7 protein-coding genes are annotated in these 16,368 nt (G+C 70.7%); 4 read left to right on the plus strand and 3 right to left on the minus strand.

Translation table 11 applies throughout. The features are described from left to right. Window position 1: 1 nt before the first annotated feature. Complete coding sequence (locus tag ACQPY4_RS11625) at window positions 2-1,510, plus strand: AMP-binding protein (protein ID WP_433335399.1); 1,509 nt, start codon at window positions 2-4, stop codon at window positions 1,508-1,510. Here the strand turns inward: ACQPY4_RS11625 and rfbB are convergent. Genes rfbB through ACQPY4_RS11640 form a run of 3 tightly spaced genes read right to left on the minus strand, consistent with a single transcriptional unit; the run spans window position 1,507 to window position 4,945 of the window. Beyond that, window positions 1,507-2,472: a dTDP-glucose 4,6-dehydratase gene (gene rfbB / locus ACQPY4_RS11630; protein WP_433338884.1), complete on the minus strand. Its 966-nt coding sequence runs from the start codon at window positions 2,470-2,472 to the stop codon at window positions 1,507-1,509. The genes ACQPY4_RS11625 and rfbB overlap by 4 nt on opposite strands. Further along, on the minus strand, window positions 2,469-3,455 hold the full coding sequence (locus tag ACQPY4_RS11635) for an aldo/keto reductase (RefSeq protein WP_433338886.1): 987 nt from the start codon (window positions 3,453-3,455) through the stop codon (window positions 2,469-2,471). Before ACQPY4_RS11635 ends, rfbB begins: the two co-directional genes overlap by 4 nt. 20 nt (window positions 3,456-3,475) lie before the next feature. After that, window positions 3,476-4,945: an NDP-hexose 2,3-dehydratase family protein gene (locus ACQPY4_RS11640; protein WP_433335400.1), complete on the minus strand. Its 1,470-nt coding sequence runs from the start codon at window positions 4,943-4,945 to the stop codon at window positions 3,476-3,478. A gap of 218 nt (window positions 4,946-5,163) precedes the next feature. Between ACQPY4_RS11640 and ACQPY4_RS11645 the strand changes: the two genes are divergently transcribed. The 3 genes from ACQPY4_RS11645 to ACQPY4_RS11655 are packed head-to-tail and all read left to right on the plus strand — an operon-like array spanning window position 5,164 to window position 16,253. Beyond that, a complete protein-coding gene (locus tag ACQPY4_RS11645) occupies window positions 5,164-6,342 on the plus strand; it encodes a DegT/DnrJ/EryC1/StrS family aminotransferase (RefSeq protein ID WP_433335401.1) in 1,179 nt (392 codons plus the stop codon). A gap of 11 nt (window positions 6,343-6,353) precedes the next feature. Continuing rightward, a complete protein-coding gene (locus ACQPY4_RS11650; protein WP_433335402.1) occupies window positions 6,354-11,516 on the plus strand; it encodes an SDR family NAD(P)-dependent oxidoreductase in 5,163 nt (1,720 codons plus the stop codon). Between the two features lie 6 nt (window positions 11,517-11,522). After that, window positions 11,523-16,253, plus strand: coding sequence for a type I polyketide synthase (locus ACQPY4_RS11655; protein ID WP_433335403.1), 4,731 nt, complete (start codon window positions 11,523-11,525; stop codon window positions 16,251-16,253). The last annotated feature ends 115 nt before the right edge of the window (window positions 16,254-16,368 follow it).

The raw sequence follows: 16,368 nt of genomic DNA on the forward strand, positions 1-16,368 counted from the left end.
CATGCCCGGCGCCCTCGCCGCGCGCTTCCTGCGCGGCCTGGCCGTCGCGCCCGGCCGCACGGCGGTCCGGGCCCACGACGGCGCGCTGACCTACACCGAACTGCACGAGCGGGCCCTGCGGTGGGCCGGGGCGCTGCCCGGCGGAACCGTCGCGGTCCTGGCGTCCAAGGGGCTGGACGCCTACACCGGCGTCCTCGCCGGGTTCTACGCCGGCGTCACGGTCGTCCCGCTGAGCACCGAGTTCCCGGCCGAGCGCACCCGGAGGATGATCGAGGCGGCCGGGGTGACGGCGCTGGTCACCGACGAGCGGGGGTACGGGACGCTGCCCGCCGTCCTGGGCGACACCGTCCTGCCGGTGCTCTGCCCGGCCCTGACCGAGGGGCCGTTCCCGCTGATCCCCCTCGACGGCGCGCCGCCCCTGGCCGAGCCGAGGCCGGTCGATCCCGCGGACCCCGCCTACATCCTCTTCACGTCCGGCTCCACCGGCCGCCCCAAGGGGGTGCCGATCTCGCACGCCGCCAACGAGCACTACTTCGGGGTGCTGGACGCCCGGTACGACTTCACCCCGGACGACGTCTTCGCGCAGACCTTCGACCTGAACTTCGACTGCGCGATGTTCGACCTGTTCTGCGCGTGGGGAGCGGGCGCCCGCCTGGTGCAGATCCCCGCCGCCGCCTACCGCGACCTGCCCGCGTTCATCGCGGAGTCGGGCCTGACGGTGTGGTTCTCCACGCCCAGCGCCATCGCGCTGGTGCGGCGGACGGGCGGGCTCGCCCCCGCTTCGATGCCCGGGCTGCGCTGGAGCTTCTTCGCGGGCGAGGCGTTCAAGTGCGGCGACGCCGGCGACTGGCAGCGCGCCGCGCCCGCCTCGGCGGTGGAGAACCTGTACGGCCCCACCGAACTGACGATCACCTGCACCGCGCACCGGTGGTCGCCCGCGACCTCTCCCCGGCGCGGCGTCAACGGCGTCGTCCCCATCGGCGAGCTCCACAAGGGCCTGGACTACCTCCTGCTCGGCCCGGACGGCGAGCCCGCCGACGGCGAGGGGGAGCTCTGCGTCACCGGCCCGCAGATGACCTCGGGCTACCTCGACCCCGCCGACGACCGCGGCCGCTTCATCGAACGCGACGCGCGCCGCTGGTACCGGACGGGCGACCGCGTGCGCGAGGTGGGCGGCGAGCTGGCCTACGTGGACCGGATGGACGGCCAGGTCCAGGTGCAGGGCTGGCGCGTCGAGCTGTCGGAGATCGACCACGGGCTCCGCTCCTGCCCGGGAGTCGAGGACGCCGTCACCGTGGCCGCCACGGCGGGCCCGGACGTCGAGCTCGTCGGGTTCTACGTCGGACGCCCCGTCCCGCCGGTGGAACTGGCCCGGCGGTTGCGCCGCACCCTGCCCGAGCGCATGATCCCCCGGCGCTTCGCCCACCTGGCCGACTTCCCCCTGAACGCCAACCGCAAGATCGACCGTTCGGCCCTGCGGACCCTCGCGAACACGATCGTGAACGGCTAGGCGCGCAGGGGTTTCCACCAGTCGGGGTGGTCCTGGTACCAGCGGATCGTGTCGGCCAGGCCGTCGTCGAAGGCGAGGGCGGGCCGGTAGCCCAGCCGTCGCAGCTTGGTGTCGTCCAGCGAATAGCGGCGGTCGTGGCCCTTGCGGTCGGGGACGTGCTCCACCATGTCCCAGCCCAGGTCCAGGGCCGCGAGGAGGCGTTCGGTCAGCCGCCGGTTGGTCAGCTCCGCCGATCCGGCGATGTGGTAGACCTCGCCGGGCGCGCCGCGCTCGGCCACCAGCTGGATGCCCCGGCAGTGGTCGTCGGCGTGGATCCAGTCGCGTTCGTTGCCGCCGTCCCCGTAAAGGGGGACCTTCCTGCCCTCCAGCAGGTTGGTGACGAACAGCGGGATGACCTTCTCGGGATACTGGTAGGGGCCGTAGTTGTTGCCGCAGCGCGTGACGCGCACGTCCAGTCCGTGGGTGCGCGCCATCGCCAGGGCCAGCAGGTCGCCGCCCGCCTTCGCGGCCGAGTAGGGCGAGCTGGGGGAGATCGGGGCGTCCTCGGTCCACGAGCCCGCCGCGATGCTCCCGTAGACCTCGTCGGTCGACACGTGGACCAGCACCCGCACCGACGCGTCCAGGCACGCCTGGGCGAGCCGGTGCGTGCCGACCACGTTGGTCAGCGTGAACGCGTCGCCGTCGGCGATGGAGCGGTCGACGTGCGTCTCGGCGGCGAAGTTCACCACCACGTCGTGCCCGCCGAGCAGGTCCGCCAGCAGGGCCGCGTCGCCGATGTCGCCCCGGACGAACGTGAACCCGCCCTCGACCGGTTCGAGGTTGGCCAGGTTGCCGGAGTAGGTCAGCTTGTCCAGGACGGTGACCGCCGCGCCCGCCCACGCCGGGTACCCGCCGGACACCAGCGTCCGGACGTAGTGGGAGCCGATGAACCCGGCGCCCCCGGTGACCAGGACGCGCCTCACCACGCCCACGCCTCCGGCCCCGGGCCGCCGTTGCCGATCGGCGGGAACAGCCGGTCGAGCGCCGCCAGCAGGTCGTCGTCCAGCCGCAGCGCGAGCGCGCGGTGCGCGCCGTCCAGCTGCTCGAGTGTGCGCGGCCCCACCACGATCGAGGTGACGCCGGGACGCGACAGCACCCACGCCATCGCCACCTCGGCGGGATCGGCGCCGCGATCGGCGCACAGCTTCTCGTACTCGGCGATCGTGTCGCGGTGGGTCTCCAGCGCGACCATCGCGCGTCCCTGGGCGGTCTTCACGGCCGTGCCCGCGTCGAGCCTGCGCAGCGCGCCGCCCAGCAGCCCGCCGTGCAGCGGCGACCAGGCCAGCACGCCGATGCCGTACTCCCGCGCGGCCGGGACGAGCTCCAGCTCGACATGGCGGGTCACCAGGTTGTAGACGCACTGCTCGGACACGATCCCCATGAAGTGCCGCCGGTTCGCGGCCTCCTGCGCGGCAACCAGGTGCCAGCCCGCGAAGTTCGAGGACCCCACGTAGCGGATCTTGCCCTGCTGGACGAGCGTCTCCATCGCCTGCCAGACCTCCTCCCACGGGGCCGTCCGGTCGACGTGGTGCATCTGGTACAGGTCGATCCAGTCGGTGCCCAGGCGGCGCAGCGACGCCTCGCACGCCGCGATGATGTGCCGGGCCGACAGCCCCTGGTCGTTGGGACGGTCGCTCATCGGGTTGAAGACCTTGGTGCCCAGGACGATCTGGTCGCGCCGGCCGCCGCCGAGCGCGAGCCACTCGCCGATGACCTCCTCGGTGAACCCGCGGTGGACCTGCCAGCCGTACTGGTCGGCGGTGTCGACGAAGTTGATGCCCTGCTCCACCGCCCGGTCCATCAGCCGCAGGCTCTCGTCCATGCTCATCCGGACGCCGAGGTTGAGGGTGCCCAGGCACAGGCGGCTGACCCGCAGCGCGGTCCGGCCGAGCCGGGCGTACTCCATGTGGTTTTCTTCGGTGTCCGTCATGACCGTCCGATCAGGCTGTGCAGGCAGGCGATGAGGCTGCGCGCCTCGATGTTGAGGTAGTGGGCGTGGCGGAGCAGCCCGGCGACCTGGTGGAGCGTGACCCAGCGGAACAGCGGATCCTCCAGCTCCGGACCGGCGTCGGTCTCCACGACCATGTACCGGTTGCGCGCGTGGAAGAACCGGCCGCCCTCCTCCGACAAGGTCGTGTCGAACAGGACCCGCTCCGGCGCGGCCTCCCGCACGGCCGGCAGGAACCGCAGCCGGGCGGGAAGCGCGTCCTGCGCGTAGTTGCCCGGCGTGCACTGCACCGTGGGCCCGAGCTCGACCGCGTCCGGGTGGCCGGGCCGCACGTACGGCTGGACGAGCACATGCAGCACCCCGTCGATGCGGGTGACCAGGAACGCCACGATCCCGGTCCCGCGCGGCTCGATCATCGGCTGCGTCCACCGGCTGACCTCGCGGCTGCCCGCCTTGACCTCGACCGCCATGATGTCGAAGTACAGCCCGTCCTCGTGGGAGATGGCGTACTCCGAACGGGACCAGCCCTTGAGCTCGCCCAGCGGCAGCGTCGCCGTCCTGAGCTCGGCCCCGGCGCGGGCCTCGGTGATCCAGCTCTGCACCTCCCCGAGGGTGTGCAGGCTGCCGACCTCCTCGTCGCACGAGCGCCGGATCGCGCCGCCCAGCCCGTCGTCGGCGGCCGACGACGCCCCGGCCTGCCCCGGCCCCGCGAACGGCAGGCACGCCAGGACGGTGCGGGCGTCCATGTTGACCAGATCGTCGATCGCCAGCAGGCCGTGCAGCTGGCCGAGCGTCAGCCAGCGGAACCCGTCGAGCACCTCGACGTCTTCCTCGACCTCGACGACGATGTTCCGGTTGCGTTTGCGAAAGAACCAGGACCCCTGTTCCGATTGCAGGACATCGACCTGCACCCGGTGCCGCGAGGCCGCCTGGAAGTACTCCAGATAGGGCACGCTATTTCCGCCGTGCACCCGCGTGTAGTTGCTGCGGGTCGCCTGGACGGTGGGGGAGAGCTGCACGCCGTTGCAATTGCCGGGCTCGTTCTTGGCCTGCATCAGGAAGTGCAGGACGCCGTCGAACTCCCTGGCCAGGATTCCCAGAATCCCGATCTCCGGCTGATTGATGATCGGCTGCTGCCAGGCCGGAACCGGGGCGCCGGGGGAGCGGACCTCCAGCCCTTCCACGGTGAAGAACCGGCCGCTGCGATGCGCGATGTTCCCGGAGCCGGGCAACGTCTCCCAGCCCTCCAGAGAGGACAGCGGAATCCGCTGCACCTCCGCGACGTCGATCGATTCGCGTTCGGCGTACCAGCGACGGAACTCGGCGGTGGCGGTGACCACGCCGTCGCCGCACCACGCCGAGCCGGCGAGCCGCGCGGCGGTCCGGGCGCCGTCGTGGCGTCCGGACGGCCCGAGCGTCGGCGCGAGATTGCGAAGTGTTTTTGCCACGGAAACTCCTCGGCGCGCGATAGCAACGCGGCCGACCCTAATATTCGCCGACAAAGTTTGGGAAGGCCGCTCCGTGGAAGCAGTTGTTTGAGGATTAATCAACAGGGTGGCCGCCGAAAAACTAAGGGGGCGGCCCGCGCATTCATAGGGGCCCGCCCCTTAGTTGCAGATCCGAATAGGGGTTGAGAACGGCCGGGACCGATATTTACGATCCACTCGTGCCTGAGTTGCCCATGTTCGATGAACCGCTGCATGTCGGCCGCCCCAATATCGGAGACCCCGGCGAGCTCCGCAAACGCATCGACGACGCCCTGACCAGCCGCTGGCTCACCGCCGGACCGATGGTCAAGGAGTTCGAGGAGCGCATCGCCGAGCTGGCCGGAACCGCGCACTGCGTGGCGACCTGCAATGCCACCGTCGGCATCCAGCTCGCCGCCCGGGCCTGCGGGATCGAACCCGGCGACGAGGTGATCATGCCCGCCTTCACCTGGGTCGCCACCGCGCACGCGCTGAGCTGGATCGGCGTCGTCCCCGTCTTCTGCGACGTCGACGAGGAAAGCGCCAACCTGGTCCCCGAAGCGGTGGAAAAGGTCATCACCCCGGCCACGCGCGGCATCCTCGGCGTCCACGTGTTCGGACGGCCCTGCCCGGCCGGCCCGCTGGCCGAGCTCGCCGACCGCTACGACGTCCCGCTGCTCTTCGACGCCGCCCACGCCATCGGCTCGACCTACCGGGGACGGCCCCTCGGCGGCTTCGGCGCGGCCGAAGTGTTCAGCTTCCACGCCACCAAGTTCCTCAACAGCTTCGAAGGCGGCGCGGTCGTCACCGACGACGCCGATCTGGCCGCCACGGTCCGCGCCATGCGCAACTTCGGCATCACCGAGGACGGCACGGTCGCCACGGTCGGCACCAACGCCAAGATGACCGAGGGCGCCGCCGCGATGGGACTGACCTCGCTGGGCGTCATGGAAACGGTCATGGACGCCAACCGGGTCAACCACGAGTGCTACACCGAGGGCCTGGCCGGAGTCCCCGGCGTCGTGGTCCGCTCCCAGGAACCCGGCGAACGCGCCAACCACCAGTACCTGGTCATCGAGATCGACGCGTCCGTCGCCGGGGTCCACCGCGACCGCGTCCACGAGGTGCTCGGACGTCAGAACGTCCTGTCGCGGCGGTACTTCTACCCCGCCTGCCACCAGGTGGAGCCGTACCGCTCCAACCCGGAGCGGCACGCGCCCCAGTCGCTGCCCAACTCCGAGGCGCTCGCCGACCGGGTGCTCGCGCTGCCGACGGGACCCACCATCGGAGCCTCCGACATCGCCGACATCTGCACCATCATCCGGCTGACCGTCGAGGCCGCCGGCGACCCCGCTCCCCACGGAACGACGACGGGCTGAAGGGCGGCGGAATGGCCGACGAGGAGAAACTGCTCGCGTACCTGCGACGGACGACCGCCGACCTCCGCGAGGCCCGCCAGCGCCTCGCCCAGGCCGAGAAGGGCGCGCACGAGCCCATCGCGATCGTCGGCATGAGCTGCCGCCTGCCCGGCGGGGTGAGCACACCGGACGACCTGTGGTCACTGGTGGCCAGCGGGACCGACGCCATCAGCCCCTTCCCCGCCGACCGAGGCTGGGACGTCGAAGGGCTGTACGACCCCGACCCCGACCGCTCCGGCAAGAGCTACGTCCGCACGGGCGGATTCCTGGACGACATCGCGCACTTCGACGCCGCCTTCTTCGGCGTCCCGCCCCGCGAGGCCCTGGCGATGGACCCGCAGCAGCGGCTGCTGCTGGAGGCGTCCTGGGAGGCGTTCGAACACGCGGGCATCGACCCGACGACGCTGCGCGGAACCCGGACCGCCGTCTACGGCGGCGTCATGTACTGCGACTACGGCACCGGAACCGCCAAGCTTCCCGCCGACCTGGAGGGCTACTCGGCCAACGGGAACACCGGCAGCATCATCGCCGGACGCGTCTCCTACCTGTTCGGCCTCGAAGCCGCCTCGGTCGCGGTCGACACCGCGTGCTCGTCGTCCCTGGTGGCCCTGCACCTGGCCGGTCAGGCGCTCCGCCAGGGCGAATGCGACCTCGCGCTGGCCGGTGGCGTCACCGTCATGACCGTGCCCAGCATGTTCACCGAGTTCAGCCGCCAGCGCGCGCTCTCCCCGGACGGCCGCTGCAAGGCGTTCGGCGCCGCGGCCGACGGCACCGGCTGGTCCGAGGGCGTCGGAGTACTGGTCCTGGAGCGCCTCACCGACGCCCGCCGCAACGGACACCGCGTCCTCGCCGTGCTGCGGGGCTCGGCGGTCAACCAGGACGGCGCCAGCAGCGGCTTCACCGCGCCGAACGGCCCGTCCCAGCAGCGCGTGATCACCGAGGCCCTGGCCAGGGCGCAAGTCCCGGCCGAGGAGGTCGACGCGGTCGAAGCGCACGGCACCGGCACGAGCCTGGGCGACCCGATCGAGGCGCAGGCGTTGTTCGCGACCTACGGCAAGGACCGTCCCGAGGATCGGCCCCTGTGGCTGGGGTCGTTGAAGTCGAACATCGGTCATGCCCAGGCCGCCGCCGGCGTGGCCGGTGTGATCAAGATGGTCATGGCGCTCCAGCGCGGCGTCCTGCCCCGGACTCTGCATGCGGACGAGCCGAGCCCGCATGTGGATTGGTCGGCGGGTTCGGTGCGGTTGCTGACCGAGCCGCGGTCGTGGGAGGCCAGCGGTCATCCTCGGCGTGCGGGCGTGTCGTCGTTCGGTATCAGCGGGACGAACGCGCACGTGATTCTGGAGGAAGCGCCTGGGGCGGAGGCGGAGCCCGCCGGGTCGTCGTTGCCGGTGGTGCCGTGGGTGATCTCCGCCAAGACCGAGGCGGCGTTGCAGGCCCAGGCACAGCAACTCGTCGCGCACGGAGCTTCGCTCGATCCGGTGGACGTGGGGTTCTCGCTGGCCACGACTCGGGCTCATCTCGAACACCGTGCCGTGGTGGTGGGCGCGGATCGCGATGAGCTGGTGGCCGCGCTGCGCGGCGTCTCGGGCAGTACTCCGGTTGCGGGTCGTCTGGCCGTGGTGTTCTCGGGTCAAGGCAGCCAACGCGTCGGTATGGGGCGGGAGCTGTACGAGTCGTTCCCGGTGTTCGCGGCGGCTTTGGATGAGGTGCTGGCGCATTTCGATGCGTCGTTGCGTGAGGTGATGTGGGACGACGCTGACCGGCTCTCACAGACCGGTTGGGCGCAGCCTGCGCTGTTCGCGGTCGAGGTGGCGCTGTATCGGCTACTCGAATCATGGGGTGTGACCCCGGACTTTGTGGCGGGGCATTCGATTGGTGAGTTGGCGGCTGCGCATGTGGCCGGGGTTTGGTCTTTGCCGGACGCGGCCCGGTTGGTGGCTGATCGCGGTCGGATGATGCAAGCACTTCCGTCGGGTGGGGCGATGGTCGCGATCCGCGCCACTGAGGATCGGGTGCGTGAGCGGTTGGTTGACGGGGTGGAGATCGCCGCGATCAACGGCCCCGAAGCGGTCGTCATCTCCGGCACTGAAGACGCGGTGGTGAAAGTCGCCGGGTTCTTTGACACCACCAAGCGCCTTCAGGTCTCGCACGCCTTCCACTCGGCGCTCATGGATCCGATGTTGGCCGAGTTCGAGCAGGTCGCCACCAACCTGACTTACGAGCGGCCAGGCATGGCGGTCCCTGAGGAATGGTGCACACCCGGGTATTGGGTGCGGCATGTGCGCGACACCGTCCGCTACCACGACACCGTCCAAACCCTGCTCGACCAAGGCGTCACCACCTTCCTGGAGGTCGGGCCCGACGCCGCGCTTACTGCCACGACCGACGTGGAATTCGTGGCGGCCCAGCGGCGCGACCTGAACGAGCCCCGGCAACTCCTGTCCGCTGTTGGCGAGTTGCACACGCGCGGCGTGGATGTCGATTGGGCCGCGGTATTCATCGGTGCTCGACGCGTTGACCTGCCCACCTACCCCTTCCAACGGCAGCGGTACTGGATCGACTCGGTCGGCGGGAGCGCGGCCGGGCAACTCTCGGCCGACCATCCGATGCTCGCCGCCATGGTTCCTCTCCCCGGCAGTGATGGCCTGGTGATGACGGGTCGGTTGTCGCTGGACACTCATCCCTGGCTGGCCGACCACACCGTCCTCGGCACACCGCTGCTTCCTGGGACCGCCCTGCTCGAACTGGCGTTGCACGCTGGTGAACGAGCGGGCCTCCCCTCCATTGACGAGCTGACGCTGCACGCTCCGCTGGTGTTTGAGGCGCACCAAGGCGTTGATATCCAGGTCGCCGTGGCCGGTGAGACGGTGCAGATCCGCTCTCAGGCTCCTGACTCGTCCTGGACGTTGCATGCCAGTGGGACGCTTACCGCGCTCCTCGCCGAACCCGTCGCCATGGCGTGGCCGCCCGAGCAAGCCGAGCCGATCCCGGTCGAGGGCCTGTATGAGCGGCTGGCATACGGCCCCGCCTTCCAGGGACTACGGGCCGCGTGGCGACGCGGCGACGAACTGTTCGCCGAGATCACCATTCCCGACCTGGACGTCACCGGATACGGAATCCACCCCGCCCTCCTCGACGCTGCCCTGCACACCGCGTTCCTGCACCCCCACAGCGGTCACGACGTAGCGGTTCCGTTCTCCTGGAGTGGCGTCCACCTGCACGCCACCGGCGCCACCACGTTGCGCGTCCACCTGCCCAACCCAGAAACCCTGCACCTGACCGACACCAACGGCGCCGCGATCGCCACCATCACCAACCTGACCACCCGACCCATCACCGCCCAGCACCTCACCGCCCGCCCGCCGCTCTATCGCGTGGATTGGGTTCCTGCGGTCCTGTCGGCGTCGGCGTCCGCCGTGCCGGAGATCGTCAAGGTGTACGACCTGGCTGAGCGGGGTGAGGATGTCCCGGACCGCGTACGCACCGTTACGGGCAGAGTCCTCGCCTTGCTTCAGGAGTCGACGGCTCCGCTGCTGCTGGTGACGCGCGGCGCGCAGGCCGCGGGAGCGGGCGACGCGGCCGCCGATCTCGCTCAGGCCGCGGTCTGGGGACTGGTCCGGTCGGCGCAGGAGGAGGACCCGGGCAGGCTGGTGCTGATCGACCTGGACGGTGCCGACCTCACGCCGGACGTCGCGGCGAAGGCCATGGCCTCGGGTGAACCCCAGTTGGCGATGCGCGACGGGCGCCCGCTTGTGCCACGGCTGGTGAGAGCGGACGGCACGGGCACCGCCACCGCCTGGGACCGGAACGGCACCGTCCTGATCACTGGTGGGACCGGCGGGCTGGGGAGCCTGGTCGCCCGGCAGCTGGTCCGCGAGCACGGCGTCCGGCATCTGCTGCTGACCAGCCGCCGCGGCCCGTCGGCCGAGGGCGCCGCGGATCTCGCCGCCGAGCTGACCGGACTCGGCGCGACCGTCCAGATCATCGCGTGCGACGCGGCCGATCGGGACGCGGTCGCCGGGCTGCTCAAGGAAGTTCCGACCGAACACCCCCTGGGCGCGATCGTCCACGTGGCGGGCGTCCTCGACGACGGTGTGATCTCGTCGCTGGATCCCCGGCGGATGGACGACGTCCTGCGCCCGAAGGCGGACGCGGCCTGGCATCTCCATGAACTGACGCGCGACGCCGACCTGTCGGCCTTCGTGTTGTTCTCCTCGATCGCGGGTGTGCTCGGCGGTCCGGGGCAGGCCAACTACGCGGCCGCCAACGCGTTCCTCGACCGGCTGGCCGCTCATCGGCGTGCGCTGGGCCTACCGGCTCAGTCCCTCGCCTGGGGGCCGTGGGCCCAGGCCGGAGGCATGGCCGACGATCTCGCCGAAGTGGGCCGGTCCCGGATGGCTCGGGGCGGCGTGCGGGCGCTTTCGGTGACGGACGGGCTGTCCTTGTTCAGTGCCGCCATGAGCATGGACGAACCCGCGCTCGTCCCCGTCCGGTTGGACCTGCCCGCGCTGCGCGAACGGTCCGAGGACGTCCCGCCGGTCTTCCGGAGCCTGGTCCCCGCGTCCGGCCGACGGCCGGCACGCCCGGCTGGAGCGTCCATGACGGAGACCCTCGCCGCCATGTCGGCCGACGAGCGCGAACGCACGCTGCTCGACATGGTCCGCGACCATCTCGCCGAACTGCTCGGGCACGCGCCCGCCGAGATCCAGCCGACGCGCGGCTTCCAGGATCTGGGGGTGGAGTCGCTGGTCGCGGTGGAACTGCGGAACAGGCTCAGATCCGTCACCGGGCTCGCGCTCGCGACCGCCGTGATCTTCGACTATCCGAACCCGGCCGCGCTCGCCCGGCATCTGGCCGGACGGCTCGACGCCAGCGGGCGGACGGCGTCCCGTTCGGTGCTCGCGGAGATCGACCGGCTTGAGACGGCGCTCACCTCGGCGGCCGACACGGCGCATGCCAAGGTCACGGCCCGGCTGGAGGCGCTGCTGCACAAGTGGCGCGACACGTTCGCCGACCCGGCGGAAAGCCCCGGCCCGGACACCGACCTGGCCTCGGCCACGGACGAGGAATTGTTCGAAGTCCTCGACGGCGAACTCGGGCTCGAGGCGACCCCTTGGCGAGAAAGCGACTGATGCCGGATGGCCGACAACGAGAAGCTGCGCGACTACCTGCGGCGCGCGACCACCGACCTCCAGCAGACCCGGCGGCGGCTGCGCGAGGTCGAGGCCGGTCTGCGCGAGCCGATCGCCATCATCGGCATGAGCTGCCGGTTCCCGGGCGGCGTCCGGACGCCCGCGGAGCTGTGGCACCTGATCGCCGACGCGCGTGACGCGATCTCGCCGTTTCCCACGGACCGCGGCTGGCCGGACGACCTGCTGCACGGTTCGACGACCGGCCACACCCACGAGGGCGGCTTCCTGTCCGGCATCGCCGACTTCGACCCGGGCTTCTTCGGGATCTCGCCGCGCGAGGCGCTGGCGATGGATCCCCAGCAGCGGCTCCTGCTCGAGACATCGTGGGAGGCATTGGAGGACGCCGGGATCGCCCCGCTGTCGCTGGGCGAGACGCCGACCGCCGTCTTCGCCGGTGCGATGTACCACGACTACACGACGCGTCCCCTCCAGATGCCCGAGGACGTCGGCGGCTACGTGATGCTCGGCAACTCGGCCGCGGTGCTGTCCGGCCGGGTGGCCTATGCCCTCGGCCTCCAAGGCCCCGCCGTCACCGTCGACACCACCTGCTCCTCCTCGCTGGTGACCATCCACCTGGCCTGCGAATCGTTGCGGCGGGGCGAGAGCGAACTCGCCCTGGCCGGTGGCGCCACCGTCATGTGCACTCCCGAGGTCTTCGTGGAGTTCAGCAAGCAGGGCGCGATCTCGCCGGACGGCCGGTGCAAGCCGTTCTCGGCGGCCGCCGATGGCGTGGGCTGGTCCGAGGGTGTGGGCGTGGTCCTGCTGGAGCGCCTGTCGGACGCGATCCGCAACGGTCGTCGAATTCTTGGAGTGGTGCGAGGGTCCGCGGTCAACCAGGACGGCGCGTCCAACGGGCTGACGGCGCCGAACGGGCCGTCGCAGCAGCGGGTCATCGAGCGCGCGTTGGCGTCGGCGGGCCTGAGCGCGTCCGACGTGGACGTGGTCGAGGCCCACGGCACCGGCACGAAGCTGGGCGACCCGATCGAGGCCCAAGCGCTGATCGACGCCTACGGTCAGGACCGTCCCGAGGACAGGCCGCTCTGGCTGGGCTCACTGAAGTCGAACCTCGGCCACACGCAGGCCGCCGCCGGTGTGGCGGGTGTGATCAAGATGGTCATGGCGATGCGAGCGGGGACGCTTCCCAAGACGTTGCACGTGGACGAGCCGAGCCCGCATGTGGACTGGTCGACAGGTTCGCTGCGGTTGCTGACCGAACCGCAACCGTGGGAGGCCAACGGTCATCCCCGGCGTGCGGGCGTGTCCTCGTTCGGGATCAGCGGCACCAACGCCCACGTCATCCTCGAAGAAGCACCCCAGGCCGAGACGGAGTCCGCCGGCTCGTCGTTGCCGGTGGTGCCGTGGGTGATCTCCGGTAAGACCGAAGCCGCCCTTCAGGCGCAGGCCCAGCAGTTGGCCGCACACGTGGCCGAGCATGACCTCGACCCAGCCGACGTGGGATTCTCCCTCGCCGCCACCCGTACTCATTTGGAACACCGCGCCGTCGTGGTCGGCGCGGACCAAGACGAACTGCTCCAGGGCCTGAAGAGCATCACAAGCAACCGCACAGTGGACGGCCGCCTCGCGGTGGTGTTCTCGGGCCAGGGCAGCCAGCGCGTGGGTATGGGGCGTGAGTTGTATGAGGCGTTCCCGGTGTTCGCGGCGGCTTTGGATGAGGTGTTGGCGCATTTTGATGCGTCGTTGCGTGAGGTGATGTGGGGCGACGCCGAGCGGCTCGGGCAGACGGGTTGGGCGCAGCCTGCGTTGTTCGCGGTGGAGGTGGCGTTGTTCCGGCTGCTGGAGTCGTGGGGTGTGTCCCCGGACTGTGTAGCGGGGCATTCGATTGGTGAGTTGGCGGCCGCGCATGTGGCGGGCGTGTGGTCGCTCCCGGATGCGGCCCGGTTGGTGGCGGCTCGCGGTCAGCTGATGCAAGCGCTGCCTTCTGGTGGGGCGATGGTGGCGATCCGCGCCACCGAGGACCAAGTACGGGAACGCCTGGTTGACGGGGTGGAGATCGCCGCGATCAACGGCCCCGAAGCGGTCGTCATCTCCGGTGAGGAAGTCGCGGTGGTGAAGGTCGCCGGGTTCTTTGACACCTCCAAGCGGCTTCAGGTCTCGCACGCCTTCCATTCGGCGTTGATGGATCCGATGTTGGGCGAGTTCGAGCAGGTCGCAGTCGACTTGACCTACGAGCAGCCAGGCATGGCCGTTCCTGAGGCTTGGTGCAGTGCGGAGTATTGGGTGCGGCATGTGCGCGTCACCGTCCGCTACCACGACACCGTCCAGACCCTGCTCGACCAAGGCGTCACCACCTTCCTGGAGGTCGGACCCGACGCGGCCCTGACCGCCACCACCGACGCCGACTTCATCGCGACCCTGCGCCGTGACCGCGACGAACCGCGCCACCTGCTCACCGCGCTCGGCGAACTCCACACCCGCGGCGTCCCCATCAACTGGGCAACACTCTTCACCGGCGCACAACGAGTCGACCTGCCAACCTACCCCTTCCAACGGCAGCGGTACTGGATGGAGAGCGCGTCCGCCGAATCCACGAGTGCCGCCGAGGCGGCGTTCTGGACGGCCGTTGAGCAGCAGGACACCCGGGCGCTGGCTGACGATCTCGGGGTCGAGCCCGCTCAGCTGGACGCTCTCGTGCCCGCGCTCGTGTCCTGGCGGAGCCGGGTCCAGGGGCGGGAGGCCATGGACCGATGCCGCTACCGCGTCGACTGGCTTCCCCTGAACGACCTGCCGCGCTCGGACGGGAGCCCGCTCGCCGGCACCTGGCTGCTCCTGGTTCCCTCTGGTCTCCAGGATCGCCGGATGCCTGAGACGGTGGCGGCGGAGTTGACCGCGCGCGGCGCCCAGGTGGTGCTGGTCTCGGTGGACGAGGCCGACCGCGAGCACATCTCCACCGAACTGCGCGTCCGCCTGGACCTCGCTCCAACAGGCGTGGTCTCGCTGCTCGCGCTCGACGAACGCGTGGATCCCCACCACGCCACGCTTTCCCGGGGGGCCGCCGCGACGGTGGCCCTCGTCCAGGCATTGGACGATCTCGACGTCTCGGCTCCACTCTGGTGCCTCACCACCGGCGGCGTTCCCGGACAGCCCGATCCGATCAGCCCCGAGCAGGCCCTGATCTGGGGGATGGGGACGGTACTCGCCCTCGATCATCCCGGCACCTGGGGCGGCCTGGTGGACGTCCCCAGCACTCTCGACGACCGTTCGGCGGCTCTGCTCTGCGACGTTCTCACCGGTACCACCGGCGAGGACCAGGTGGCGATCCGGCCGGACGGCGCCTTCGCCCGCAGGATGGTCCGCGCTCCCTTGGCCGGACGACCGGCGCCCGGCACCTGGCGGCCACACGGCACGGTGCTCGTCACCGGAGGCACCGGCGCGCTGGGTGCCCAGGTCGCGCGCTGGCTGGCCGCCGACGGAGCCGGGCATCTGATCCTGACCAGCAGGCGGGGCGAGACGGCACCGGGTGCGGCCGAACTGGCGGCCGAGCTGTCCGCGCTGGGCGCTCGGGTCACGATCGCGGCGTGCGATGTGGCCGACCGAGCCGCGCTCGGACGGCTGCTGGACTCGGTGCCCGAAGGGGAACCGCTGACCGCCGTCGTCCACGCGGCCGGGACGCTGCACGACGAGGCACGTCTGCCCGAGCTCACCCTGGCCGAGTTCGCGGAGACCGGCCGGGCGAAGATCGCCGGTGCGGCGAACCTCGACGCCCTGCTCGGGGACCGGGCGCTGGAGGCCTTCGTGCTGTTCTCCTCAAGTTCGGCGGTCTGGGGAAGCCCAGGCCAGGCGGCCTACGCGGCCGCGAACGCCTACCTTGACGCGCTCGCCCACCGGCGCAGGACGCGTGGCCTGCCCGCGACCTCCATCGCCTGGGGTCCCTGGAGCGGCGGTGGCATGGTCGGCGCCGAAGCCGATGCGCTGCTGCGCGGCATCGGTGTCCCTCCGCTGGACCCCGAAGCGGCGCTGGCGATGCTCCGGCAGGCACTCGACCACGATGAGACCCATCTGGTGGTCGCCGACATCGAATGGCCTCGATTCGTTCCTGCTTATACCGTGGCTCGCCGCCGTCCGCTGCTGTCGGCGCTGCCCGAGGTGGCGGCGATCCTGGCCGCCGAGTCCGATACCGGAGCGGACGAGCAGGCCGCGGCGGCGCTGACCGACCGGCTGGCCGGGCTGCCCTCGTCCGAACGCGACCGTGTGCTGATCGACCTGGTGAGCGAGCAGGCCGCGCAGGTCCTCGGATTCCGGGACGACGGCCAGATCGAGCCCGGCAGGGCATTCAAGGACCTCGGCCTCGACTCCATGACCGCGGTCGACCTCCGCAATCGCCTCGGCGCGGCGACCGGACTCCGGCTGCCCACCACGCTGGTGTACGACTACGCCACCCCGGCGGCCCTGGCCGCTCATCTGCGCGAGCGGCTCTTCGCGGACGGTGAGACGTCCGACGAACTCGTGCTCGCCGAACTCGACCGGCTCGAAGCGGCGGTCACGACGCTCACCCCCGAGGACATCGATCGGATGCGCGTCACGACACGGCTGCAATCGCTCGTCACCAAGTTGAACCAGACCCTTGGCGCGGCGGACGGGGCGACGGGCGCCGACCTGGAAATGGCCAGTGCCCAGGACGTCTTCGCATTTATCGACAAGCAACTCGGCCTGTCGTGATTTCCGGTCTCCAAAGGGGTCCCGGACGTAACCGTCTAAGGGGTCCCCTAGGGGCGGACTAGGGGTGGTTCCCGCAAGGGATCGCTCGGTAATCTCGGGCAAGTAACAATGCCTG

The organism is Spirillospora sp. CA-294931 (assembly GCF_050946795.1).
Classification (GTDB): Bacteria; Actinomycetota; Actinomycetes; order Streptosporangiales; family Streptosporangiaceae; genus Spirillospora.